General features: G+C 56.1%; 20 protein-coding genes. 17 read left to right on the top strand and 3 right to left on the bottom strand.

Features of this window, described 5'->3' with window-relative positions:
- Nucleotides 1-42: 42 nt before the first annotated feature.
- The 15 genes from AC2FCQ_RS00600 (at nt 43) to AC2FCQ_RS00670 (ending at nt 17,232) form a co-directional block, all read left to right on the top strand.
- On the top strand, nt 43-1,296 hold the full coding sequence (locus AC2FCQ_RS00600) for a hypothetical protein (RefSeq protein ID WP_209635373.1): 1,254 nt from the start codon (nt 43-45) through the stop codon (nt 1,294-1,296).
- 323 nt (nt 1,297-1,619) lie between these two features.
- Nucleotides 1,620-5,396 carry a nitrate reductase subunit alpha gene (locus AC2FCQ_RS00605; protein ID WP_265553773.1) on the top strand — a complete coding sequence of 1,259 codons (3,777 nt, stop codon included), beginning with the start codon at nt 1,620-1,622 and terminating at the stop codon, nt 5,394-5,396.
- On the top strand, nt 5,393-6,937 hold the full coding sequence (gene narH / locus AC2FCQ_RS00610; protein WP_209635369.1) for a nitrate reductase subunit beta: 1,545 nt from the start codon (nt 5,393-5,395) through the stop codon (nt 6,935-6,937). Before AC2FCQ_RS00605 ends, narH begins: the two co-directional genes overlap by 4 nt.
- Complete coding sequence (narJ, locus tag AC2FCQ_RS00615; protein ID WP_404759385.1) at nt 6,934-7,671, top strand: nitrate reductase molybdenum cofactor assembly chaperone; 738 nt, start codon at nt 6,934-6,936, stop codon at nt 7,669-7,671. Before narH ends, narJ begins: the two co-directional genes overlap by 4 nt.
- 2 nt (nt 7,672-7,673) lie before the next feature.
- Nucleotides 7,674-8,351 (top strand): respiratory nitrate reductase subunit gamma, encoded by a 678-nt coding sequence (gene narI, locus AC2FCQ_RS00620; protein ID WP_265553766.1) that lies wholly within the window; start codon nt 7,674-7,676, stop codon nt 8,349-8,351.
- A 161-nt stretch (nt 8,352-8,512) separates the two neighbouring features.
- Nucleotides 8,513-8,737 carry a ribbon-helix-helix domain-containing protein gene (locus AC2FCQ_RS00625; RefSeq protein ID WP_209635364.1) on the top strand — a complete coding sequence of 75 codons (225 nt, stop codon included), beginning with the start codon at nt 8,513-8,515 and terminating at the stop codon, nt 8,735-8,737.
- Nucleotides 8,734-9,000: a hypothetical protein gene (locus AC2FCQ_RS00630; RefSeq protein ID WP_490308172.1), complete on the top strand. Its 267-nt coding sequence runs from the start codon at nt 8,734-8,736 to the stop codon at nt 8,998-9,000. The genes AC2FCQ_RS00625 and AC2FCQ_RS00630 overlap by 4 nt, the downstream gene beginning before the upstream one ends.
- Nucleotides 9,001-9,222: 222 nt before the next feature.
- The gene (locus AC2FCQ_RS00635; RefSeq protein ID WP_490308173.1) at nt 9,223-10,233 is read left to right on the top strand and encodes a 3-oxoacyl-[acyl-carrier-protein] synthase III C-terminal domain-containing protein; all 1,011 of its coding nucleotides are present in this window, start codon (nt 9,223-9,225) and stop codon (nt 10,231-10,233) included.
- A complete protein-coding gene (locus AC2FCQ_RS00640; protein ID WP_490308174.1) occupies nt 10,230-11,246 on the top strand; it encodes an NAD-dependent epimerase/dehydratase family protein in 1,017 nt (338 codons plus the stop codon). The genes AC2FCQ_RS00635 and AC2FCQ_RS00640 overlap by 4 nt, the downstream gene beginning before the upstream one ends.
- Nucleotides 11,239-12,045: an MBL fold metallo-hydrolase gene (locus AC2FCQ_RS00645; protein WP_404759389.1), complete on the top strand. Its 807-nt coding sequence runs from the start codon at nt 11,239-11,241 to the stop codon at nt 12,043-12,045. The genes AC2FCQ_RS00640 and AC2FCQ_RS00645 overlap by 8 nt, the downstream gene beginning before the upstream one ends.
- Nucleotides 12,042-13,325: a F390 synthetase-related protein gene (locus tag AC2FCQ_RS00650; RefSeq protein ID WP_490308175.1), complete on the top strand. Its 1,284-nt coding sequence runs from the start codon at nt 12,042-12,044 to the stop codon at nt 13,323-13,325. The genes AC2FCQ_RS00645 and AC2FCQ_RS00650 overlap by 4 nt, the downstream gene beginning before the upstream one ends.
- The gene (locus AC2FCQ_RS00655) at nt 13,325-13,942 is read left to right on the top strand and encodes a phosphatase PAP2 family protein (protein ID WP_490308231.1); all 618 of its coding nucleotides are present in this window, start codon (nt 13,325-13,327) and stop codon (nt 13,940-13,942) included. Before AC2FCQ_RS00650 ends, AC2FCQ_RS00655 begins: the two co-directional genes overlap by 1 nt.
- A complete protein-coding gene (locus AC2FCQ_RS00660; protein WP_265553755.1) occupies nt 13,939-15,072 on the top strand; it encodes a sterol desaturase family protein in 1,134 nt (377 codons plus the stop codon). Before AC2FCQ_RS00655 ends, AC2FCQ_RS00660 begins: the two co-directional genes overlap by 4 nt.
- Nucleotides 15,065-16,147, top strand: a complete 1,083-nt coding sequence (locus tag AC2FCQ_RS00665) for a fatty acid desaturase family protein (RefSeq protein WP_490308176.1) — start codon at nt 15,065-15,067, stop codon at nt 16,145-16,147. The genes AC2FCQ_RS00660 and AC2FCQ_RS00665 overlap by 8 nt, the downstream gene beginning before the upstream one ends.
- Complete coding sequence (locus AC2FCQ_RS00670; RefSeq protein ID WP_490308177.1) at nt 16,144-17,232, top strand: fatty acid desaturase family protein; 1,089 nt, start codon at nt 16,144-16,146, stop codon at nt 17,230-17,232. Before AC2FCQ_RS00665 ends, AC2FCQ_RS00670 begins: the two co-directional genes overlap by 4 nt.
- A 46-nt stretch (nt 17,233-17,278) precedes the next feature.
- Here AC2FCQ_RS00670 and AC2FCQ_RS00675 read toward each other — a convergent pair whose 3' ends face one another.
- The 3 genes from AC2FCQ_RS00675 to AC2FCQ_RS00685 are packed head-to-tail and all read right to left on the bottom strand — an operon-like array spanning nt 17,279 to nt 19,847.
- Nucleotides 17,279-17,422, bottom strand: coding sequence for a DUF2474 domain-containing protein (locus AC2FCQ_RS00675; RefSeq protein WP_209635345.1), 144 nt, complete (start codon nt 17,420-17,422; stop codon nt 17,279-17,281).
- Between the two features lie 14 nt (nt 17,423-17,436).
- On the bottom strand, nt 17,437-18,444 hold the full coding sequence (gene cydB, locus AC2FCQ_RS00680; RefSeq protein ID WP_265553749.1) for a cytochrome d ubiquinol oxidase subunit II: 1,008 nt from the start codon (nt 18,442-18,444) through the stop codon (nt 17,437-17,439).
- 2 nt (nt 18,445-18,446) lie between these two features.
- Nucleotides 18,447-19,847 carry a cytochrome ubiquinol oxidase subunit I gene (locus AC2FCQ_RS00685; protein ID WP_490308178.1) on the bottom strand — a complete coding sequence of 467 codons (1,401 nt, stop codon included), beginning with the start codon at nt 19,845-19,847 and terminating at the stop codon, nt 18,447-18,449.
- 144 nt (nt 19,848-19,991) lie between these two features.
- On the opposite strand from AC2FCQ_RS00685, the gene AC2FCQ_RS00690 reads away from it, so the two are divergent.
- Nucleotides 19,992-21,410, top strand: coding sequence for an aminotransferase-like domain-containing protein (locus AC2FCQ_RS00690; protein ID WP_209635339.1), 1,419 nt, complete (start codon nt 19,992-19,994; stop codon nt 21,408-21,410).
- A gap of 153 nt (nt 21,411-21,563) precedes the next feature.
- The gene (locus tag AC2FCQ_RS00695) at nt 21,564-23,252 is read left to right on the top strand and encodes an ABC transporter substrate-binding protein (RefSeq protein ID WP_490308179.1); all 1,689 of its coding nucleotides are present in this window, start codon (nt 21,564-21,566) and stop codon (nt 23,250-23,252) included.
- The last annotated feature ends 25 nt before the right edge of the window (nt 23,253-23,277 follow it).

Below are 23,277 nucleotides of genomic sequence, written 5' to 3' on the forward strand. Positions count from 1 at the left end.
TAGCCGAAAAGATAAAGAACAACGCCCCTCCAGAGGAAGATTATGCGCTTTGAACGTTCGACGTTGATTGGCAGCGTGCTGTTGCTGACGGTTCCGCTTTTTGCGTTGCTGCACAGTATTGCCACGCTGCGGGTGGGAAAGAAAAACTCGGCGGCTTATCTGCTGATAGCACTGTGCTTTTTCTTCATTTTCATCAAGATCCCGCCCTTGGCGGATCTCTACCGTCATTTTGCCAATTACGATGCCATCAACTCGGCCACCCGCCTGGGAGATGTCATTCAGGGCAAGGTGGATGTGGTGTTGTACGCCAACTTCTATATTTTTAAAACGCTGGGTATTCCCTTTTTTGTTATCCCCGGGCTCTACGTGGGGCTGTCGGTCTACTGTTATCTCAGTGCGTTGAATATTGTTATGCGGCACACCGGTAAGGTGTTTTCGGCGCGGCAGTTTGTGTTGTTGCATCTGGCGGTATTGTTCCTGATTAACCCCTTTATCATTGCCATGGGGTTGCGCTTTGGTTTCTCGATGGCGGTGATGACCCTGGCAATGGTGTTGTTTTGCCATAAGCTCAACCGCCCACTCGCCGCGAGCCTGATGCTGTTTGCCATGCTGACTCACTTTTCCAGCATGCTGCTGGTTGGGGTGTTTCTGTGCAGTAAAGTGATGCGTCTGAACCGCTTACTGACGGTGGTATTGAGTGCCATTGCGTTGCTGACCGCGAAGTTCGCACTGCCGTTTATCGTTTCCCATATTACGATTTCCGGCATCAACAGTTATTCCGATGTGTATACCTCAGGGATGTATGCCAGCGATTACCTGACGTCCGGTAACGCTAACGGGATGATTAATTTCTTGATTGTGTTATTCCCCGCGCTGTTTCTCGGCGTATTCATGTTGTCCCACCCGATGCATAACCAGGTTGGCGACATCAAAAACTATGCGGCCTGGCTGGTGGTGTTTGTTTTCCTGTGTTCCAGTTCGCTACAGGCAGCCAGCCGCTATGCCAGCGTGGCATCGGTATTTTTGCTGTTTTACTACATTGCTCATCAGGGTTCGTTTATCCGCGGCAGGTTTAACTACTTCTTCCTGTGTTTCATGTTGATGGCGACAGGTTATAACCTCATTGAGAACATTTATGTCCCACGCCGACCGATCATGTTGGGGCAAATGTGGCAGCAGTTCTACAAAACGCCTCTGTTGAATCTGTTTTATGGCGAACAGGATTATGAGCAGTATCTGCGCGTGATTAACCGCGACAGCGGTGAGTGGATAGGGCATGAGATGGATCTGGGGTAACGCGCCTTACCCACCACCAACAACAGCAGCAAAGTGAAGGAGGCGGGCGCCGACCCGCATCCTACCCCCAAATACCCCAACGCACCCCGCAGCACATCCCGCCCTATGTTTACGTCGTAATTTCTTATTTGTTTTCAGTAAATTGAATTCACGTTAAGTCCTGATACTTTAGGGGTAGGCACGACGCTGCCGCCGTTATTCTCCCTCCGTTCTCTTGATCGCAATCAATTTGCCGCCTGAGTCGCCTGAGTAGGCTGGCGGCAGATTGAGCAACGTCGTTCCTTATAACGATAAGATTATAAAAGCCTTCAGGAGAACTCCGGATGAGCAAGTTTCTAGACCGATTCCGCTATTTTAAGCAGTTGGCGGAACCCTTTTCTGGCGACCATGGCCAGACGCTGAACACCAACCGTGACTGGGAAGACGGCTACCGTAGCCGCTGGCAGCACGATAAAATTGTGCGTTCCACCCATGGGGTGAACTGTACCGGCTCCTGTAGCTGGAAGATTTATGTGAAAAACGGTCTGGTGACCTGGGAAACCCAGCAAACCGATTACCCGCGAACTCGTCCCGACTTGCCAAACCATGAACCACGCGGTTGCCCACGCGGCGCAAGCTACTCCTGGTATCTGTACAGCGCAAACCGACTGAAATACCCACTGATGCGTAAACGCCTGATTAAACTTTGGCGTGAAGCGAAGGCGTTGCACAGCGATCCGGTCGATGCCTGGGGCTCAATCGTCAGTGATGCAGAAAAGTCTAAAAGCTACAAAGTCGCACGCGGACGTGGGGGCTTTGTGCGTTCCAGCTGGCAAGAAGTGAATGAGCTGATCGCCGCGTCCAATGTCTACACCGCCAAAACTTTCGGCCCGGACCGCATTATCGGCTTCTCACCGATCCCGGCAATGTCGATGGTGTCCTACGCCGCCGGCGCCCGTTATCTGTCGCTGATTGGCGGCACCTGCCTGAGCTTCTACGACTGGTACTGCGACTTGCCGCCGGCTTCGCCAATGACCTGGGGCGAGCAGACGGACGTGCCGGAATCGGCCGACTGGTATAACTCTTCCTACATTATCGCCTGGGGCTCCAACGTGCCGCAGACGCGTACCCCGGATGCACACTTCTTCACTGAAGTGCGCTACAAAGGCACCAAAACAGTGGCAGTGACGCCGGACTACGCCGAAGTCGCCAAGCTGTGCGATCAGTGGCTCAATCCGAAGCAGGGCACCGACAGCGCCATGGCGTTGGCGATGGGCCACGTGATGCTCAAAGAGTTCCACCTGGATCGTGAGGTGGGTTATTTCCGTGACTATGTGCGCCGCTACACCGACATGCCGATGCTGGTGATGCTGGAACCGCGCGAAGAGGGGCATTATGCCGCGGGCCGTTTGCTGCGGGCAGCCGACTTGGTTGACGGTTTGGGCCAGGAAAACAATCCAGAGTGGAAAACGGTCGCCGTTGATCAACGCAGCGGTGAACTGGTTGCCCCTCAGGGGTCGATCGGTTTTCGCTGGGGTGAGCAGGGCAAATGGAACCTGGAACAGCGTGCCGGTGAAGACGGGCAGGAAGTCGAGTTACAGCTCAGCCTGCTGGGCGCACATGACGATGTGGCAGAGGTCGGCTTCCCGTACTTTGGCGGCATTAAAAGCGGCGGTGCCGAGAGCGAGCACTTCAACAGCGTGGCGCTGGACGAGATCCTGTTGCACAAGCTGCCGGTAAAACGCCTGCGTTTGGCGGATGGCAGTGACGTGCTGGTGACCAGTGTTTACGATTTAACCTTAGCCAATTACGGCCTGGAACGTGGTCTGGGTGATGCCAACTGCGCGGCTAGCTATGACGACATCAAGGCTTATACCCCCGCTTGGGCCGAACAAATCACCGGTGTTTCACGCCAGCATATTATCCGTATTGCCCGCGAGTTTGCCGATAACGCCGAGAAAACCCACGGCCGGTCGATGATTATCGTGGGGGCGGGCGTCAACCATTGGTACCACATGGACATGACCTACCGCGGCCTGATCAATATGTTGATCTTCTGCGGCTGCGTGGGTCAGAGCGGTGGGGGGTGGGCGCACTATGTTGGCCAGGAAAAACTCCGTCCACAGACCGGTTGGTTGCCGCTGGCGTTTGGCCTCGATTGGCAACGGCCACCGCGCCATATGAACAGTACGTCATTCTTCTATAACCACTCCAGCCAGTGGCGCTATGAAACTGTCGGTACCGAAGAGCTGTTGTCGCCGTTGGCGGACAAGTCTCGCTTTGGTGGCAGCCTTATCGATCTCAACGTGCGTGCCGAACGCATGGGCTGGTTGCCATCGGCACCTCAGTTGGGCACCAATCCGCTGCATTTGGCGGCGCAGGCGAAAGCCGCTGGCCAGTCGCCACTGGACTTCACCGTCGAGGGGTTGAAAAAAGGCACCTTGAACTTTGCCGCTGAACAACCGGACAACCCGCAGAACTTCCCGCGTAACCTGTTCGTTTGGCGTTCTAACCTGTTGGGTTCCTCCGGCAAGGGCCACGAGTACATGCTCAAATACCTGCTGGGCACCGAAAATGGGATTCAGGGCAAGGATCTGGGCCACCAGGGTGGGGCAAAACCCGAGGAAGTGGAATGGTTGGATAACGGCGGCGAAGGCAAACTGGATCTGGTGGTCACGCTCGATTTCCGCATGTCCAGCACCTGTCTTTACTCCGATATCGTGCTGCCGACGGCCACCTGGTACGAAAAAGACGACATGAATACCTCGGATATGCATCCGTTTATTCACCCGCTGTCGGCGGCGGTCGATCCTGCCTGGGATTCGAAGAGCGATTGGGAGATCTACAAAGGTATTGCCAAGGCCTTTTCCGAGGTGTGTGTCGGGCATTTGGGCCAAGAAACCGACGTGGTGACCTTGCCAATCCAGCATGACTCCGCTGCCGAGCTGGCACAACCTTATAGCGTCAAAGACTGGAAGAAAGGCGAGTGCGATCTGATCCCCGGTAAAACGGCGCCGCACATCATGGTGGTAGAACGTGATTACCCGGCGACCTATGAGCGTTTCACTTCGCTGGGGCCGCTGCTGGATAAGCTGGGCAATGGCGGGAAAGGGATTAGCTGGAACACCCAGACTGAAGTCGACTTCCTGAAACAACTTAATTACGTGAAGGCCGATGGCGCGGCCGCCGGCCGGCCGAGGATTGATACCGCCATTGATGCTGCCGAAGTGATCCTGGCACTGGCCCCGGAAACCAACGGGCACGTTGCGGTCAAGGCATGGGACGCGCTCGGTAAAATGACCGGTCGTGACCATCGCCATCTGGCGCTGAACAAGGAAGACGAAAAAATCCGCTTCCGCGATATTCAGGCCCAGCCCCGCAAAATTATTTCAAGCCCGACCTGGTCAGGTTTGGAAGACGAACATGTGTCGTATAACGCCTGCTATACCAACGTGCATGAGCTGATCCCATGGCGCACCCTTAGCGGCCGTCAGCAGTTGTATCAGGATCATGAGTGGATGCGTGCCTTTGGCGAGAGCCTGCTGGTGTATCGCCCACCGATTGATACCCGTGCCGCGCAGCCGTTGCTGAACCAGAAGCCGAACGGTAACAAAGAGAAGGCGCTGAACTTCCTGACGCCACACCAGAAATGGGGCATTCACTCCACGTACAGCGACAACCTGCTGATGCTGACCCTGTCGCGCGGCGGGCCGATCGTTTGGATGAGCGAGGAGGACGCCAAAGACCTGGGCATTGAGGATAACGATTGGATCGAAGCCTTTAACGCCAACGGCGCGCTGACGGCGCGGGCGGTGGTCAGCCAACGCATTCCGTCCGGTATGACCATGATGTATCACGCGCAGGAACGCATCGTGAATATTCCTGGCTCGGAAATCACCAGCCAACGCGGGGGTATTCACAATTCGGTGACGCGTGTCTGCCCGAAACCGACCCATATGATTGGCGGCTACGCGCAGCTGGCTTACGGCTTCAACTATTACGGTACCGTCGGCTCTAACCGCGACGAATTCGTGGTGGTGCGCAAGATGAACCGTATCGACTGGTTAGACGGTGAAGGTAACGACGATTCGCAGGGCAGCCAGCAGGAGAAAGTAAAATGAAAATTCGTTCGCAAGTTGGCATGGTGCTGAACCTGGACAAGTGTATCGGTTGCCACACCTGTTCTGTGACCTGCAAGAACGTCTGGACCAGCCGCGAGGGCATGGAATACGCCTGGTTCAACAACGTAGAAAGCAAGCCCGGCGTCGGTTATCCGCATGCCTGGGAAGATCAGGAAAAGTGGAAGGGCGGTTGGATCCGTAAAATCAACGGCAAGCTGGAACCACGTATGGGCAGCCGCGTCGGCCTGTTGTCGAAGATTTTCGCTAACCCGGACGTCCCGGCGCTGGACGATTACTACGAACCCTTCGATTACGATTACCAAAACTTGCATACCGCGCCGCAGGGCAAGCATCAGCCGATCGCCCGTCCGCGATCGCTGATCACCGGCCAGCGCATGAAGAAGATTGAAAATGGCCCAAACTGGGAAGAGATCCTCGGTGGCGAATTCTCCAAGCGTTCGAAGGACAAAAACTTCGACAATATGCAAAAGGAGATGTACGGCCAGTTCGAAAACACCTTCATGATGTATCTGCCGCGCCTGTGCGAGCACTGCCTTAACCCGGCCTGCGTCGCGACCTGCCCAAGTGGCGCTATCTACAAGCGTGGCGAAGACGGCATTGTGCTGATCGATCAGGATAAATGCCGTGGTTGGCGCATGTGCCTGACGGGGTGCCCGTACAAGAAAATCTATTTCAACTGGAAAAGCGGCAAGTCCGAGAAGTGCATCTTCTGCTACCCGCGCATTGAATCCGGCCAGCCAACAGTGTGTTCGGAAACCTGTGTCGGTCGTATCCGTTATCTGGGCGTGCTGTTGTATGACGCCGACCGCATCGAGCAGGCGGCAGCGGCCGAAAACGACAAAGATTTGTACCAAAGTCAGTTGGATATCTTCCTCGATCCCCATGATCCGGCGGTGATTGCCCAGGCGTTGGCCGACGGCATTCCGCAAGGGGTGATCGAATCTGCCCAACAGTCACCGGTCTACAAGATGGCGATGGACTGGAAGCTGGCGCTGCCGTTGCACCCGGAATACCGCACGCTGCCGATGGTGTGGTACGTGCCGCCGTTGTCACCGATTCAATCCGCCGCCGATGCCGGTGAACTGGCGCACAGCGGCGTGCTGCCGGACGTGGAAAGCCTGCGTATCCCGGTGCAATATTTGGCCAATCTGCTGACTGCCGGGGATACCGCTCCTGTGCTGTTGGCGCTCAAGCGCATGCTTGCAATGCGCCACTACAAACGAGCCGAAACCGTTGACGGCGTGCTGGACACCAGCGCACTGGAACAGGTGGGGCTGACCCAGGCACAGGCGCAGGAAATGTATCGTTATCTGGCGATTGCCAACTACGAAGACCGCTTTGTGATCCCGTCCAGCCACCGCGAACTGGCACGTGAAGCTTTCCCTGAAAGCAAAGGCTGCGGCTTTAGCTTTGGCGACGGTTGCCACGGCAGCGACGGTAAATTCAACCTGTTCAACAGTCGTCGCATTGACGCTATTGATGTAAGCCAAAAAACGCCCCGTCAGGAGGATGCCTCATGATCAGCCTGAAAGTGATTGCTCGCCTGCTGGACTACCCGGAACAGGCGCTGTTTGACCACCAACAGGCGCTGGTGGAAGCACTGGAACCGGCCAGCGAACTGGATTTGCACCATAGTGCACAGCTGATCCTGTTTATTCGCCGTTTTTGTGCCCGCCCGCTGTTGGACGTACAGGCCGACTATTGCGAGCTGTTCGACCGGGGTCGTGCCACCTCGCTGCTGTTGTTTGAGCATGTCCATGGCGAATCGCGCGACCGCGGGCAAGCCATGGTCGATTTGATGGCGCAATACCGCGAAGCCGGGCTGGCGATCGACAGCCGTGAACTGCCGGATTTTCTGCCGCTGTATCTGGAGTATCTCGCTAGCCGCAGCAAGGAACAGGCCGCAGGGGGGCTGCAGGATATCGCGCCAATCCTGGCGCTGCTGGGTGCACGGTTACAACAGCGAGAAAGCCCGTATGCGCTGCTGTTTGACCTGCTGCTGGCGTTATCTGGCAGTGAGGTGCAGGCGAAAACGCTGGAATCCCAGGTCGCAAAAGAAGCCCGTGATGACACGCCGCAGGCGCTAGATGCGGTATGGGAGGAGGAACAGGTGCGATTTATTTCTCAGGGCAATTTAGGCGAGCAGGGCTGCGCTTCGGCGCAGCAGGTGGCGCACCAACGGCGTTTTGCCGGTGCGGTTGCGCCGCAATACCTGGACCTGACGGATGCGCTAACCGGAACCAAAGGACGCTAATCATGCAATTTTTAAATCAGTTCTTCTTCGATATTTACCCCTATCTGGCAGGGGCGATTTTCCTGATTGGCAGCTGGCTACGTTACGATTACGGCCAATACACCTGGCGCGCAGGATCCAGCCAGATGCTGGATAAAAAGGGCATGCGCCTGGCCTCCAATCTGTTCCACATCGGTATTTTGGGTATCTTTGCCGGGCATTTCCTTGGCATGCTGACGCCGCACTGGATGTATGAATCCTTCCTGCCGATTGATGTTAAGCAGAAACTGGCCATGATCGCCGGTGGTGCCTGCGGGGTGATGACATTGATCGGCGGTGCTCTGTTGCTGAAACGCCGCCTGACTAACCCACGGGTGCGGGCGACCAGCAGCTTTGGCGACATTATGATCCTGACGCTGTTGGTGGTGCAGGTGTGCCTCGGTCTGCTGACCATTCCGTTCTCCGCCCAACATATGGACGGCAGCGAGATGATGAAACTGGTGGGCTGGGCGCAGGCTGTGGTGACGTTCCACACCGGTGCGTCACAGCATCTGGTGGGTGTTGCCCCTATATTTAAACTGCATATGGTACTGGGGATGACGCTGTTCGTGCTGTTCCCATTCTGCCGCTTGGTGCATATCTGGAGTGTGCCGGTAGAGTATCTGACTCGCCGTTATCAGTTGGTGCGCAACCGTCGATAGCTGCAGTTTGCCTTCTATTTCACTCAGGTCTGACGGTATCGATAACGGTTTATTTCTCGCAAACTGCTGAATATACGAGATGTTACGCAGTTCGCTAATTGAACAACGCTTGCTGGTGAAGTAAGCTTTCCCTGCTAACAGACAGCCACAGGAGGTGGGGGATGCGCAGTTTGCCAATTCGATTATCAAATGAAATCGACGATAATCTGAACGATATAGCTAAGCGGCATGGGATGGCGAAAACGGATGTGATCCGCCTGGCTTTTGCGCTAATTAGCATTGCTGACAGGCAGTGGGCGAAGCAAGATGGGTCCTCGCTTGGTATTGTGCGCGAGAACGGTGAGGTGCTGGAGGCGGTGGGTCAGGTCGTAGGGGTTTTCCCATGAAGACCGAAAACCAGAATGCAAAAGTGGATGCAGAAACACTGTATTTGGACCCGACATTAGTGTTCGATGAAATGGAGCGTCTGCGGCTGGCGCGTCAGGTGTTGTACGGTATCTTCGTTATCAGCGTGGGCGTTTTTGTCGCCCACGCCTACTGGGATCAAAATGAGTCTATCAGGCAGGTGTTCGAGCTGTTGAAGATTGGCGCACTGCCTCTGGTCACACTGGTGATCTCCTTTTACTTCCCTCACAGTCCCACCAGATAATGTTTGCCAATTTATGCATTTTTGCTTCCTTGCCGTAAACTTACTATCTCAGTATGGTGACACTTACTGTCGATGGATGTCGGCTATTCGTAAGCTATAAAAACAATCAATAGCCCCTGTATGCGGGCATTTTGGGATTTAAAACCGGGGATGACTCGTCGCTGCCAGTAGCGTAGCGCCGGGAGATCGCTTTATGGATATTCAGGTTAATCAATAACAATAATGACAATACACGCATTTTCGTCACCTGCGTTGCTGCCTCTGAAGGTCATCGCTACCGGGGCGGCATTACCGCCTAATCGCGTCGAATCCTCCACACTGGACAGGTTGTTGCGTAAGCCTGCCGGTTACGTCGAAAAACGCTCCGGCATCGTTCATCGTTATCACGCGGCTGATGATGCGAGTCAGGCTGAACTGGCGGTGGCTGCGTTACAGGATGCCTTGGCCCGTTGCGATATCGACGCGCAATCCATCGACTTATTGATTTCCGCGTCTGCGATCTCGGTGCAGGCGCTGCCTTGTACTGCGGCGCACATTCTCAAAATCGCCGGTTTGGCACCCGGTACGGCAGGCTTTGACATTAACAGCAGCTGCGTCAGTTTTATCTCTGCTATGCAAGTGGCTGCCGGTTTGCTCAATACCGGCACCTATAAACGTATTGCGATTATCTCGGCAGATTTGGCCTCGCGCGGCATCGACTGGGATCATGAAGAGTCCTCGCTGATTTTTGGCGATGGCGCGGCTTGTGCCATTGTTGAGCGGGGTGAGGGAACCAGTGGCATTCTGGCAAGCCTGGTGGAAACTTACCCCGAAGGCAGTGAACTGTGTGAGATCCGCGCCGGGGGCACCCGCCGTAATCCACGGGCGGGTATGACCAGCAGCGACTTCCTGTTTCATATGCAAGGTAAACAGCTGTTCCGTCAGGCCTCGGCGTTGATCGAAGACTACCTTGCTCGTCTGCTGGCCGCCAGCGGCCTGACGTTGGCGCAGATCGCCACGGTTGTGCCGCATCAGGCCAGTCATCTGTCACTTGAACATATGCGTAAGCGGCTGCATGTGTCCAGCGAGGTGCTGGTGGACATTTACCGCTATCACGGCAATCAGGTGGCCGCGTCTATTCCCACGGCTCTGCATGCCGCGGTGACCAACGGACGCTTTAACCCTGGGAAGCCGGTGATGCTCATTGGCACCGCCGCCGGGTTATCCCTGGCTGGCATGGTACTGCTGCCGTGAAGGTGTTGGTCACGGGAGCCACCAGTGGGCTGGGCCGCAATGCCGCACAGGGGTTGCTGGACGCAGGCTATCAGGTGCGTGCTACCGGGCGCGATAAGCAAGCCGGCGACGAGCTCAGGCAGTTGGGGGCCGAGTTTAGTCCGTTGGATTTAACGCAGGCCACGGCGGAACAGTGCCGGCAACTGATGGCGGGTTGCGATTGGGTATGGCACTGTGCGGCAAAGTCCTCCCCTTGGGGCAGCAAGGCCGAGTTTTATCAGGCCAATGTGGTTGCCACAGAAAAGCTGGCTGAGGCGGCAGGGGCGTGCGGCGTGCAGCGCTTTATTCATATTTCTACGCCGGCAATTTATTTCGATTTCAAACCTCATCAAGATGTTGAGGAAGGATACCGTGCGCGACGCTTCGCCAATCATTACGCGGCCAGTAAATATGCCGCGGAACAGCGGTTACTGGGGGCCGTGCCGCGCTACCCGCAAACGACCTACGTTATTCTGCGCCCGAGAGGTTTATTCGGCCCACACGACCGAGTGATTGTGCCACGTCTGCTGCAACAGCTAGATCGCGACCGCGGTGTACTGCGCTTGCCCGGCGGAGGGAAAGCACGGCTGGATCTGACCTTTGTACTCAACGTGGTGCATGCGATGGATCTGGCGAGCCGCCAGCCCCGTTTGCCATCCGGTGCGGTTTACAACATCACAAACCACCAACCGCAGCGGCTGGCGGATATGCTGGATGCGTTGTTGCGTCAGCAGATGGGGGTAGATTATCGGCTACAGTCTGTGCCGTATCCCTTGCTGAGTGTGCTGGCTGGGGGGCTGGAGCTGCTGGCCCGCTTTACCGGCAAAGAGCCCTTGCTCACGCGTTATAGCGTGGCAGCGGTGTATTTCGATATGACGCTTAGCCCGACCCGCGCCATCGAAGAACTGGGCTATTTACCCCGTTATTCGATGCAGGAAGGGATCCGCCTGACCGCTGAGTGGCTTAAACAGCAGGGAGGCGTGACCTATGGCTAAGGTGACGGTGTTTGAAGTGGGGTACTGTACCCACATCGGTTGTATGGCGCTGCGTGGCGCCGGGTTCCGGGTGTGCAAATTCCCGGCGCGCGCTTACCTGCTGGAAGTGGGAGAACGCCGTTGGCTGTGGGACACCGGCTATGCACATTATTTCCAGCAGCAGACAGAGTCCGGCATTTTCCGTATCTACCGGCAGATGACGCCGGTGTATTTCGACGCCAACGCATCCTTGGCGCAACAATTGCGCGCCGCTGGCTATGATGCCAATGATATTCAGGCGTTAATCGTTTCACATTTTCATGCCGATCACGTCGCCGGGCTGCGTGATTTTGCACACCTCGACTTTATCTGTTCCGGTGACGGTTGGCGGAAAACCCGTGAGCTGCGCGGCTTTGCCGCATTAAAACGCGCCTTTATCCCTGGCCTGATACCAGAAAGCTTTGAGACAAACCTGGCGTTTATCGAAAGTTTTCCTCAGGTCAGTCTGCCAGCGCTGCTGGCCCCCTTCGATCGCGGCTATGCGTTACCGGGCAGCGAAGGGCACATCGTGCTGGTAGATCTGCCGGGACACGCTGCCGGCCATATCGGTGCGTTTATCCTCACCGATAACGGCTGGACGTTGCTCGCCAGCGACGCCGCCTGGTCTCCGTTAAGCTATCAGCAGTTGCGCGGGCCTTCACGGTTGGCCAACCTGGTGATGGAGGATGCCAACGCCTATTACCGCACGCTGGAGCGGCTGAACCAGCTGTGGGCGAGTGGCAATGCCGAGATCCTGCTGTGCCATGAGGGCGACTTATGATCCCGTTAATGACACTGTGGCACTACTTTCGGGCGCGCCGTTTAGCCTTTTCCGATCGCCAGTCTTTGGTGGCATACCAGAACAGGCAGTTAAAACGATTCGCTCGGCGCGTCTTGAGCAAAAGCCCGTACTTTAGGCGCTTCAACCGGCAAGCGATAGCCACCTGGCCGCAGATGGACAAGGCGTTGATGATGGCGCAGTTCGATCAAATGAACACGGCCGGGTTGCAACGCGATGCGCTGTTGGCCTGCGCGCAGCGCAGCGAAGCCGAGCGGGATTTTACGCCGAAAATCGGGAAATACAGCGTCGGTCTGTCGTCGGGAACATCAGGGCAGCGTGGCATTTTTGTCGTCAGCCCGAGTGAACAGCAGGTTTGGGCCGGAGGCATGCTGGCGAAAATGCTGCCGGACGGTCTGTTTGCCGGTGAGCGCGTTGCGCTGTTTCTGCGGGCGGACAACAACCTGTATCACAGCGTGAACAATCGTTGGCTGAGCCTGGCGTTTTACGATCTCTTTGCGCCTTTTACTCCACAGCTGTCTCGGCTGGAGCAGCAAGCACCGACCATCATTGTCGCACCGGCGCAGGTACTGCACGCATTGGCGCTGGCGGTGTTAGCCAAACAGATTCGTCTTGAGGTCAAGAAGGTGATTTCGGTGGCGGAGGTGTTGGAAGAACAAGACCGACGTCTGCTTGCGCAGGTCTTTCCCGTGGTGGGGGAGGTGTATCAGGCCACTGAGGGCTTCCTGGCCGCCACGTGTTCGCACGGCACTCTGCATCTGAATGAAGAATTCTTGCATATTGAACCGCAGTGGATCGATGCGCAGCGTTTTACACCGTTGATCACGGACTTTACCCGTAGCACCCAGCCCATTGTTCGCTACCGGCTGGATGACGTGTTGGTCAAACAGACAGAGCCTTGTCCTTGTGGGCAGCCTTCAATGGCGATTGCGCGTATCGAAGGGCGGCGTGACGATCAACTGGTGTTGCCCAACCAGTTTGAACAGCCGCAGGTGGTGTTTGCCGACGTGTGCAGCCGCGTGATTGCCAATGCGTTGCCGCTGACCAGCGATTATCGGCTGATCCAAGAGGGTGAGAAGCAATTGCACCTGATCGCCGACTGTAGCGAGGCTGAGTTGGCACACTGTCAGACGCAGCTGGCCGCATTGTTTGAACAGCAGGGCATTGCCATCGCCAATCTGGAGTGGCAACGGACGGTACAGGCGGTGATGCCGCAGTTTGATCGTAAGAGAAGGCGGATTATCCGCCGGGCGGGTGCATGATGAAGACGGTGGTGTACCGGCTGTGGCAAATGTTGCTGGGCTGGGGATGTGTGGGCGTCGTTTATACTTTAACCGACCGTCTACAAGGAACCGGCACCCTGCTCCCGCCATCGGCAATTGACCGCTGGATCCCGTTTAGCCCGTCAGCCATTTGGTTGTACCTGTCCTTCTTTATCATTGTCCCGCTCGGCTATCTGTTGGCGCCGATTCAGCGGGTCAAATGGCTGAGAGCGGCGATGCAATTGGCCGCCGTGGGCGCAGGAGCGGTATACCTGTTGTGGCCAACCACGTTGGTGTATCCGAAAGACAAGGGCGACGGAATAAGTTCGCAACTGCTGGCGGCCTTGACCCAGGTCGATTCACTGCAAAATTGCCTGCCCTCGCTTCACATGACGCTAACGGTGCTGGCCGTGTGGGCATTGAGCGATAGGCAGCGTAAAGTGAGAACGGCGTTGCTCATGTTATGGGCACTGGCGATCGCGTTTTCCATTCTGCAATTGCGTCGCCATTTGCTGGTTGATCTGGTCAGTGGGGCTCTGTTGGCGTTTATTGCCGGTTGGGTGGTGCAGCGCCTACATAGCATACGGCGAAATGCCGTCAAAGGAGAAATAGGATGAGCGAACTGGCGTTGCCAATCGTGTTCATGCTGTTTGTCGTCATTGGCGAGGCGCTGGTGTTGCAGTACGCCCAGCGGCGGCAGGTGAACTGGCACGATCTGGTGTTCAATTTGAACTCCGGTCATATCATGCTGTGGCTGTTTCGCGGGCTGGAGATCACCTGCTATGGCTACGTGGCGGCGCATTTTAGCCTGGGCCTGCTGGATAGCTGGCCACCGGTGCTGATGTGGCTGTTTGCCCTGCTGGCGTGGGACTTCGGCTTTTACTGGTTGCACCGCTTGCACCATTATTTACGGGTACTGTGGGCAGTGCATGTGGTGCATCACCAGGGGGAGCATTTCAATCTCTCGCTGGGGGTGCGAAATTCCTGGTATTCGTCACTTACGTCAATCCCGTTCTTTTTATTATTGGCGCTGCTGGGGGTGCCGTTGTCAGTGTTTGTCACGGTGTCTATCCTGCACTACAGCATTCAGCTGTTTAACCATAATGCGCTAACCCCCAAGCTTGGCCTGTTGGAAAAAATCCTGGTCACGCCGGCGCATCATCGGGTGCATCACGTTAAAGACATGGCCTATTCGAACAAAAATTTTGGTGGCAGCTTTATCTTCTGGGACAAACTGTTCGGTACTTTTTGCCCTAACCTGCCTGAAACGCCCTTTGTGTACGGCGTCAGCGGCGAGAAGCCGTCTGCGAATCCGTTCTGGGCGAGCAATCTTCCTTTCTTGCGTTACTTACGCCTGCCCTGGCGGCCTAAAGTGGCAACGGGGCGTTTCCGTTGCTCAGCGCTGAGCGTGTTCAGCGGCGCGATGCTGCTGTTTACGCTGGTCATTGGTTATGTTTACCAGTACGGCTACGGCTACAGTGACGTGAGCTGGCCGCAAATGGCGTTGTTGGTCCTGCTGGCGTTTGGGTCAATGGCGTTGGGTGGCATGACAGAAGGACATCGCTGGGCGATTGCTGCCTGGTTGCTGATTACGCTGAGTATTCCGCTGTTGTTCATCGGTTATCTCGGGTGGTCGCAGCGCTATTGGCAAATTGCGATGGCCGTTATCGCACTGCACGGTGTTTGCGTGGCATTAGGATGGGGCCGGGCGAAAAAGCCGGTCCCGGCGGGGGTGTCGCATGGCTGATACGCTTCCACCGCTGCGTTTTCCCGCCGATGGCGAACAGGCGTTTCATCGTGCGCTCAAACAGGCTGCGCACGCCTATTTGGCGGGCGACCACCGTTATGCCGACGGCTGGCGGCTGGCCAAAGCGGCACTGCTGCTGGTGCTGTGCTGCGCTTTTTATGTGCTGAGTCTGATGCAGCAACAGCCGTGGGCGTTTTTCGGCTGTTATTTCCTGTTTGTGATGATGGGGATGTTGCTCAACGTGAATGTGAATCACGATGCTTCGCATAATGCCTTTTTGCGCAGCCCTTGGGCCAACCGGCTGGTAGGGCGGTTAGTCACGTTGCCGCTGGGGGTGGATCCGGATTATTGGCGCGTGCGGCACGTGGAGTATCACCACGTTTATGCCAATGTTGAACATTACGATTTGGATACCGAGGAAAATGGCTTCTTTCGCCAAACGCCGTTTCAACGCTGGCGTAAACACATGCGCTATCAGCATCTGTATTGGCCGGTGATTGCCGCACTCTCGCTGCCCTATATCGCCTGGATTTTTGACTGGTCGGATCGCATGGGGAAAACCCCCTTGCATGAGAAGAATATTTTACCGGGGCGCGGCGGTTGGGCCGTGTTTATCCTGTGCAAGATTGGCCATCTGCTGCTGGTGCTGGCCGTACCGCTGGTGTTGTGTCAACAAAACGGCATCAGTTGGCAATGGGTTCTGCTGGCTTATGCACTCAGTCAGATGTGTGCCTCACTGTTGGTGGTGTTTTTGTTGTTGGGCACCCATTGGGCGCAGGCTGAGTTTTACGCGGTGCCGGAAGGCGAAAGCATGCCGCACGGCTGGTACCGACACAATTTTGCTACCGCGTGCGATTGGGAAACCTCGCCGCGTGCGTTACGGCATCTGACCGGCGGGTTGAATTATCATCTGACCCATCATCTGTTCCCCGGTTGGAATCACCGGCATTATCCGGCGCTGGCGGCCATAGTGGCGCAGCTGGCGGCACAGCATGGTATGGACTATCGCTGCATTGGTTACACTGAGCTGCTGGCGCAGCAACAGCAATTCTTACGCCGGATGGGGCAGCCATGACCGCGTTGCGCCCGCTGGCTTTTCAGCGTGATGACTCTGGCCTGCATCGTGCATTGATGCAGGCTGCACAGCATTACCTGGCCGAAAACCGCGACCACCGTTTTGCGGATAGGGGCATGTTGGCCAAGGTGTTGCTACTGCTGGCGCTGTGTGCGTTTTGTTATGGACTGAGCCTGCAACAACACAGCTTTTGGGCGTTTTTTGCCTGTTACTTCGGTTTTATTTTTATTGGAATGTTCCTCACGGTAAACGTGGTTCATGATGCGTCGCATAACGCATTTTTCAGGCAGCCGTGGGCCAATCGCTGGCTGAATTGCCTGGTGAGCATTCCACTGGGATTAGATCCTGATTGCTGGCGGGTGCGGCACGTTATTTTTCATCATGCACACAACAACATAGAGCATTACGATCCCGATATCGATGCCAACGGCGTACTGCGTCAGACGCCATTCCAGCCTTGGCGGTCTTTTATGCGTGCTCAGCGTTTTTACTGGCCGCTGGTGGCTGCAATGACCTTCCCGTATTACATCTGGTTGTTCGATTGGCTGGATCGGGCGGGAAGAACCCGGGTCGCGGCACGAATGGCGCAACGGGGGATCCGTGGCTGGAGTGTGTTTTTGATGGGCAAAACCGCGCATGTGCTGCTGGCGTTGGCGATACCCTGTTACCTGTTGTCGCCAGCGATAGGCGTGGGGCAACTTGTGCTGGTGTATTTGCTGAGCCAGATGCTTTCGTCATTGCTGTTTGTGATGCTGATTATCGGTACCCATTGGGCCAAGGCGAAGTTTTATCAGGCGCCGGCGCAGGGGCCGCTACCGCACGGCTGGTATCATCATGTGTTCGCCACGACGTTTGACTGGTTTCCCCGGCCGCGTTGGTTGGGCTATTGGTTGGGCGGTGCCAATTTGCATCTGACACACCACCTGTTTCCGCATTGGAGTCACCGGCATTACCCGGCCTTGAGCCGTATTATTGCTGAGGTGGCGCCGCGTTTTGGGATCGACTATCGGGTGTTGGCGTTGGGGGAGCTGCTGCATTTGCAACAGCGTTTTCTGAGCGCGATGGGGCGAAAACCGGGGGAGTGATTAGCGTGGGCATTTTACCGCCCACGCTTGCCAGACAGCGCCTGGGTTAATGCGTTCTCATGCCCGCAGCATTCATCAACAGCCGGAACATCGACGCGACGGCAAACAGCCCCAGCACGCTGGCACTCCAGATCACGACCAGCCAGCCGATGCGTTTCCACCAAGGGGCGGGTGAGGTTTTATCCTGCATAGTTTCTTCCCTCATCAGTGATAGCCATGTTCATGGCTGACCTTGCCGCGGAACACGTAGTAGCTCCAGAAGGTATAAACCAAAATAATCGGAATAATAAAGAGCGCCCCCACCAACATAAAACCGAGGCTTTGCGGTGGCGCGGCGGCTTGCCACAGGGTGATGGACGGTGGGATCAGCAGTGGCCAAATGCTGATGCCCAATCCGCTGAGTCCCAGAAATACCAGCAGCAGGGTGAGCAAGAACGGCGAGTAATGCGCGGCATTTTTCACCCCATGCCGGATGCCCCAGGCGCTAAGCAGCACCAATATAGGCACTGGCAGCAGCACAAACAGGTTAGGTAACGTGAACCAGCGTGTGGCGATTTCCGGGTGAGCAATGGGCGTCCAGATACTGACGACGGCCAATACCAGCAGCAGGATCACCAGCAGCGGCGTTGCCAACCAATACATACGCGCCTGTAGGTCGCCGGCCGTTTTCATCACCAGCCAGGTGCAGCCGAGTAACGCATAAGTCACCACCAGCCCCAGCCCGCAAAACAGCGCGAACGGCGTCAGCCAGTCGAGTGCGCCACCGGCATAGGTACGGCCGTTGACCGGGAAGCCGTTAATGATGGCCCCGACCACCACTCCCTGGCTGAAGGTGGCAAAGATCGACCCCCAAATAAATGCCTTGTCCCAAATGTGGCGCTTTTCTGGCCGGGCTTTAAAGCGAAACTCAAAGGCCACACCGCGAAAGATTAACCCGAACAGCATCAGGGTGAGCGGAATAGCCAGTGCGTCGAGGATCACGGCGTAGGCCAGCGGGAAGGCACCAAACAGTGCCGCGCCGCCCAAGACCAGCCAGGTTTCGTTGCCGTCCCATACCGGGGCGACGGTGTTCATCATCACATCGCGGTCACCGCTGTCCTTAACCCACGGGAACAGGATGCCGATGCCCAAATCAAAACCGTCCATTACCACGTACATCATGGTGCTGAACACAATGATCACAAACCAAATCAACGGAAGATCAATACCCATGTTCAGCTCCTGTCGTCCAAGGTGTCTTTTACTGCGGAGAGCGGTCGTGCCGGTCGGCCGTCGGTATCGTCTTCATGGCTTTCATGCTGCTGCGGCCCTTTGCGGATCAACCGCATCATGTAGGAATAGCCCACGCCGAATACCGAACAGTAAACGATGATAAACGCCAATAAGCTGATGCTCATGTGCATGTCGCCGTGCGCAGAAACGGCATCCTTGGTACGCAGCAGACCATAAACGACCCATGGCTGGCGGCCAATCTCGGTCGTGAACCAACCCGCCAGCAGCGCCAGCAAGCCGGAAGGCCCCATCCAGAGAACGAAATAGAGGAACGGGCGCGATTGATATAACCCGCCACGCCAGCGTAGCCAAAGGCTCCAGACCCCGGCGAGGATCATCAACATACCCAGGGCCACCATAATGCGGAATGACCAGAACACCACCGTGGAGTTAGGGCGGTCCTCCGGTGGGAAGGATTTCAGCGCCGGGACCTGTTCGGTCAGGCTGTGGGTCAGGATCAGGCTACCGAGGTAGGGAACTTCCAGCTTGAAGCGGGTTTCTTCACGCTGCATATCCGGCCAACCGAACAAGATCAGCGGCGTGGCTTCCCCCGGCGGGTTTTCCCAGTGACCTTCGATGGCGGCAATTTTTGCCGGCTGGTATTTTAGCGTATTCAGGCCGTGGGCATCGCCGATCATCGCCTGTATCGGGGCGACAATCAGTGCCATCCACATGGCCATCGACAGCATTTTACGCATGGCTGGCGTGTCGCGACCGCGCAATAAATGCCAGGCGGCGGAGGCGCTAACGAAGAACGCCGAAGACAGGAAGGCAGCGGTTGACATATGCAACAGTCGATATGGGAATGACGGGTTGAAAATCACTTTCAGCCAGTCGACCGGCACCACCTGGCCGTTGATGATCTCGTGCCCCTGAGGCGTCTGCATCCAGCTATTGGACGCCAGGATCCAGAACGTGGAAATCAGTGTACCCAGCGCCACCATGCAGGTGGCGAAAAAGTGCAGGCCAGGGCCGACACGGTTCCAGCCAAACAGCATGACGCCCAGAAAACCCGCTTCCAGGAAGAAGGCGGTCAGCACTTCATAGGTCAGCAGTGGCCCTGTGATACTGCCGGCGAACTCGGAGAAGAAACTCCAGTTGGTGCCAAATTGGTAGGCCATAACCAGGCCGGAAACCACGCCCATGCCGAAGTTAACGGCAAAAATTTTCGACCAGAAATGATACAAGTCGCGGTAGGTTTCATTGCGCGTTTTCAGCCACAAACCTTCCAGCACCGCCAGATAACTGGCCAGGCCGATGGTGATTGCAGGGAAAATAATATGGAAAGAAACGGTGAAGGCGAACTGTATTCTGGCAAGTTCTAGTGCATCAAGACCCAGCATGGCGCCTCCTTGGGTTGAACATAAAATAACCTCTTCAGTATAGCGGTAATTTTTCTGTGGAAAGCTTGGCGCTAAGTTAATCACGGAGTACATTGACTATAATAGTGACAGTTATTTCACTTTTTCATATAACAGTTAGGGCCTATGACCAGATACGAGCAGCTTGCACAACAGATTCGTGAACAGATCCAGAACCGGGTATGGCGGGCGGGGGATAAACTGCCCTCACTGCGTGAAAGCGGTAAACGTGCGGGATTGAGTCTGATGACGGTAGTGCAGTCCTACCAACTGTTGGAGAGTCAGGGGTGGATCGTCGCACGGCCGCAGTCCGGTTATTACGTGGCGGCGCGTCCGCAACCCTTACCACAGCCGGTGCACGGTGAAAAACTGTTGCTGAGTGAACAGGTGGATATCAACACCTTTATTTTTGATGTGCTGCAGGCGTGCAAAGACCCGGCTATTATTCCTTTCGGTTCGGCGTTCCCCGACGCCACCTTGTTTGCTCAACCTAAACTGGCGCGGGCGTTGAGCAGCGTTGCGCGCAAGCTTACGCCGCACAGTTCACTGGCTAACCTGCCGCCCGGCAATGATGCATTACGGCGGCATATCGCCCAGCGTTATGCGCTGAGTGGTATGCAGGTAGCGCCGGACGAAATAGTCATTACTGCCGGGGCGATGGAGTCATTGAGCCTGAGTCTTCAGGCGGTGACGCAGCCGGGGGATTACGTGGCGATTGAATCTCCGGCTTTTTATGGCGCATTGCAGGCGTTGGAACGCCTGCGGTTGAAGGCGGTGGCGATCGCCACGCATCCGCAGGACGGAATCGATCTGGACGCGCTGGAACAGGCGTTAGAGCAGTACCCGATCAAGGCCTGTTGGTTAATGACCCACTTCCAGAACCCGTTGGGCGCCAGCATGCCGGAGGAAAATAAACAGCGGTTGGTAAGCGTACTGCGCGAGCGCCAGATTTCGTTGATCGAGGATGATGTTTACGGCGAGCTGTATTTTAGCGCCGAGCGTCCGCAACCGGCCAAAGCGCTGGACAGTGGCGGGCAGATCCTGCATTGCTCGTCGTTCTCCAAATGCCTGGCACCGGGCTTTCGTGTCGGTTGGGTAGCGGCGGGGCGCTATGCCCAGCAAATCCAACGGTTGCAGTTGATGAGCACCGTATCGACCAGCGTCCCTACGCAGTTGGCGCTCGCCGATTATTTGCTACACGGCGGTTACGATACACACCTGCGGCGCTTGCGCCGGTTGCTGGCGCAGCGCCAAAGTATGATGCGTCAAGCTATCGCCCATCATTTCCCGTCCACGGTGAAAGTCAGCCAACCCGACGGGGGGTATTTCCTGTGGCTGGAGCTGGATCCGGCGTTGTCGTCGATGGAGCTATACCAGCGTGCGCTGGCTCTGGGGGTGAGTATTGCACCGGGCAGGATGTTCACTACCGGCAATCATTTCAACCATTGCTTCCGCTTGAACGCTTCTTTTGACTGGAGCGACAAGCACGAGGCAGCGATCAAAACCTTAGCCAAACTTATCCGGCAGCTTGAACCGGCAGACTGAGCCACGCTGAGCAATCGGGTTTCGCAATAGAAAAATTCATAATGCTTTTTCCGGCAATGGAATGCCGGTTTCGTTGTTAGACAGCCCTCCGGCCGCCCATTACTCTGCGATAAATTTTGTCACATTTTATCAACGGGTAGACAAGGGGCTGGGGTGAGCAGAATAAAAAATAAGATAAACAGGCTGTTGCAAAAACGTTTGGTGCCGTTGGCGCTGGCCACCGCGATAGGTCTTTCATGCAGTGCACAGGCAGAAACGTTAACCGAGGGGATCACTCCGGCGAGCGATGCCAGTTTGGTGCCGGCCGCTGCCAAGCTGCGAAAAGACACCGTGGTGGCGGGTATTCTCGAGCCACAGGGCAACTTTAACCCTTATCTGTTTACCAACGGCTGGGATGAGAACGTCACTGACGTGATTTTCACCCGGTTAATTGGCCTGGACAGGGAAGGGAAACCGGTGGCGCGGTTGGCTGAGTCCTGGCAAGTCAGCCCGGATAACCGGGTGTATACCATCAAGCTGCGTCCTAATCTGGTCAACAGTGACGGCTCACCTATCAAAGCCGAAGACATCGCCTTTACGTTGACGCTGCTGCATGACCCGGCCTATGACGGTGAAACCGACATTACCCCGGCGCATATTCAGGGTGGCGCCGAATACAAGAACGGCACAGCACCCAGCATTAGCGGATTGAACGTGATCGACGATCGGACGATTCAGATCACCACCACCCAGCCGGGCGCTACCACGCTGCAGCTGATTGGCGGGCCGGTATTGTCGAAGACGTATTACGGCAAAGACTATCAGCGCGGTAAGTTGGAAAGCGTTCGCGCACTGAATGGCAAGCCGTTAGGCAACGGCCCTTATATTTACGACAAATACATTCCAGGGCAGGAGATTCGCTTCCACGCTAACCCTCATTTCTACCTGGGTCAGCCGGCGGTGGCGCGCTTTATTTACCGCGTAACCAACCCGACGACCAACTTCCAGCTGTTCCAAACCGGTGAAACCGACTATGACGCCTTCACCTCCAAGCCAGATGATATTGAGCAGTTAAAACTCTTGGGCTTCGCCAACATCAACTTGTACAGCTCAAGCGATTACAGCCGGGTGGATTTTAACCTTAAGCGCCCGGCGTTACAGGACGCGCGCGTACGTCAGGCGCTGATCTACGGCCTGGATCGTCAGAAACTGATTACGGTGGTGTACCAGGGTTACGGCACTGTGGCTAACCAGCCTATTTCTCCCGTTTCCTGGGCCTATGATCCGCAGGGTATCAATCCTTATGCTTACGACGTCAACAAAGCGAAACGCTTGCTGGATCAGGCTGGCTGGGTGCCGGGTGCAGACGGTATTCGTCAGAAAGACGGCAAAAAGCTGGAACTGACGCTGTTGGTGACCAAGAAGCTGATTAACGATGCATTGGTACCCATTGCCAAAGACAACTACCGGCAGATTGGGGTGCTATTAAAGCCGCAGGTGCTGGACTTCAATGCGCTGTTGGCCCAACGCAAGGAGGGTAATTATGACCTGGCATCGCTCAGCACCAGCGGGCTGAATGACCCGCATGACGGGGTACGCGATTTCATCAGCCAGATGAGTGAAACCGGCTATAGCAATCCGCAGGTGGATCAGCTGATTAGCCACGCTAACGCCACGTTGGATATTGAACAGCGCAAGCCTTTGTACCATAAGCTGTACCAGGTATTGGCGGAGGATCCACCGGTGATCCTGCTGGGGAACCGTAAAGTGCTCAGCGCCAGCAGTGCTCGCGTCAGCGGTTTTAAGCCGGACGTTTACAACGGCCTGACGGGCAGTTTGCCGGACGTCAAACTGGCTCAGTAACGGCAATGCGCCGCCGCGCGATGCC

Source organism: Serratia sp. CoH_134_PS_4, from assembly GCF_058190535.1.

Excerpts from the sequence above, each read along its gene's own strand:
- narJ (WP_404759385.1), top strand. The coding sequence starts at position 6,934 with ATGATCAGCCTGAAAGTGATTGCTCGCCTGCTGGACTACCCGGAACAG.
- AC2FCQ_RS00675 (WP_209635345.1), bottom strand. The coding sequence starts at position 17,422 with ATGCAGGATAAAACCTCACCCGCCCCTTGGTGGAAACGCATCGGCTGG.
- AC2FCQ_RS00670 (WP_490308177.1), top strand. The coding sequence starts at position 16,144 with ATGACCGCGTTGCGCCCGCTGGCTTTTCAGCGTGATGACTCTGGCCTG.
- AC2FCQ_RS00685 (WP_490308178.1), bottom strand. The coding sequence starts at position 19,847 with ATGCTGGGTCTTGATGCACTAGAACTTGCCAGAATACAGTTCGCCTTC.
- AC2FCQ_RS00665 (WP_490308176.1), top strand. The coding sequence starts at position 15,065 with ATGGCTGATACGCTTCCACCGCTGCGTTTTCCCGCCGATGGCGAACAG.
- AC2FCQ_RS00690 (WP_209635339.1), top strand. The coding sequence starts at position 19,992 with ATGACCAGATACGAGCAGCTTGCACAACAGATTCGTGAACAGATCCAG.
- AC2FCQ_RS00645 (WP_404759389.1), top strand. The coding sequence starts at position 11,239 with ATGGCTAAGGTGACGGTGTTTGAAGTGGGGTACTGTACCCACATCGGT.
- AC2FCQ_RS00660 (WP_265553755.1), top strand. The coding sequence starts at position 13,939 with ATGAGCGAACTGGCGTTGCCAATCGTGTTCATGCTGTTTGTCGTCATT.
- AC2FCQ_RS00655 (WP_490308231.1), top strand. The coding sequence starts at position 13,325 with ATGAAGACGGTGGTGTACCGGCTGTGGCAAATGTTGCTGGGCTGGGGA.
- AC2FCQ_RS00600 (WP_209635373.1), top strand. The coding sequence starts at position 43 with ATGCGCTTTGAACGTTCGACGTTGATTGGCAGCGTGCTGTTGCTGACG.
- AC2FCQ_RS00605 (WP_265553773.1), top strand. The coding sequence starts at position 1,620 with ATGAGCAAGTTTCTAGACCGATTCCGCTATTTTAAGCAGTTGGCGGAA.
- AC2FCQ_RS00625 (WP_209635364.1), top strand. The coding sequence starts at position 8,513 with ATGCGCAGTTTGCCAATTCGATTATCAAATGAAATCGACGATAATCTG.
- AC2FCQ_RS00630 (WP_490308172.1), top strand. The coding sequence starts at position 8,734 with ATGAAGACCGAAAACCAGAATGCAAAAGTGGATGCAGAAACACTGTAT.
- AC2FCQ_RS00650 (WP_490308175.1), top strand. The coding sequence starts at position 12,042 with ATGATCCCGTTAATGACACTGTGGCACTACTTTCGGGCGCGCCGTTTA.
- narH (WP_209635369.1), top strand. The coding sequence starts at position 5,393 with ATGAAAATTCGTTCGCAAGTTGGCATGGTGCTGAACCTGGACAAGTGT.
- cydB (WP_265553749.1), bottom strand. The coding sequence starts at position 18,444 with ATGGGTATTGATCTTCCGTTGATTTGGTTTGTGATCATTGTGTTCAGC.
- AC2FCQ_RS00635 (WP_490308173.1), top strand. The coding sequence starts at position 9,223 with ATGACAATACACGCATTTTCGTCACCTGCGTTGCTGCCTCTGAAGGTC.
- narI (WP_265553766.1), top strand. The coding sequence starts at position 7,674 with ATGCAATTTTTAAATCAGTTCTTCTTCGATATTTACCCCTATCTGGCA.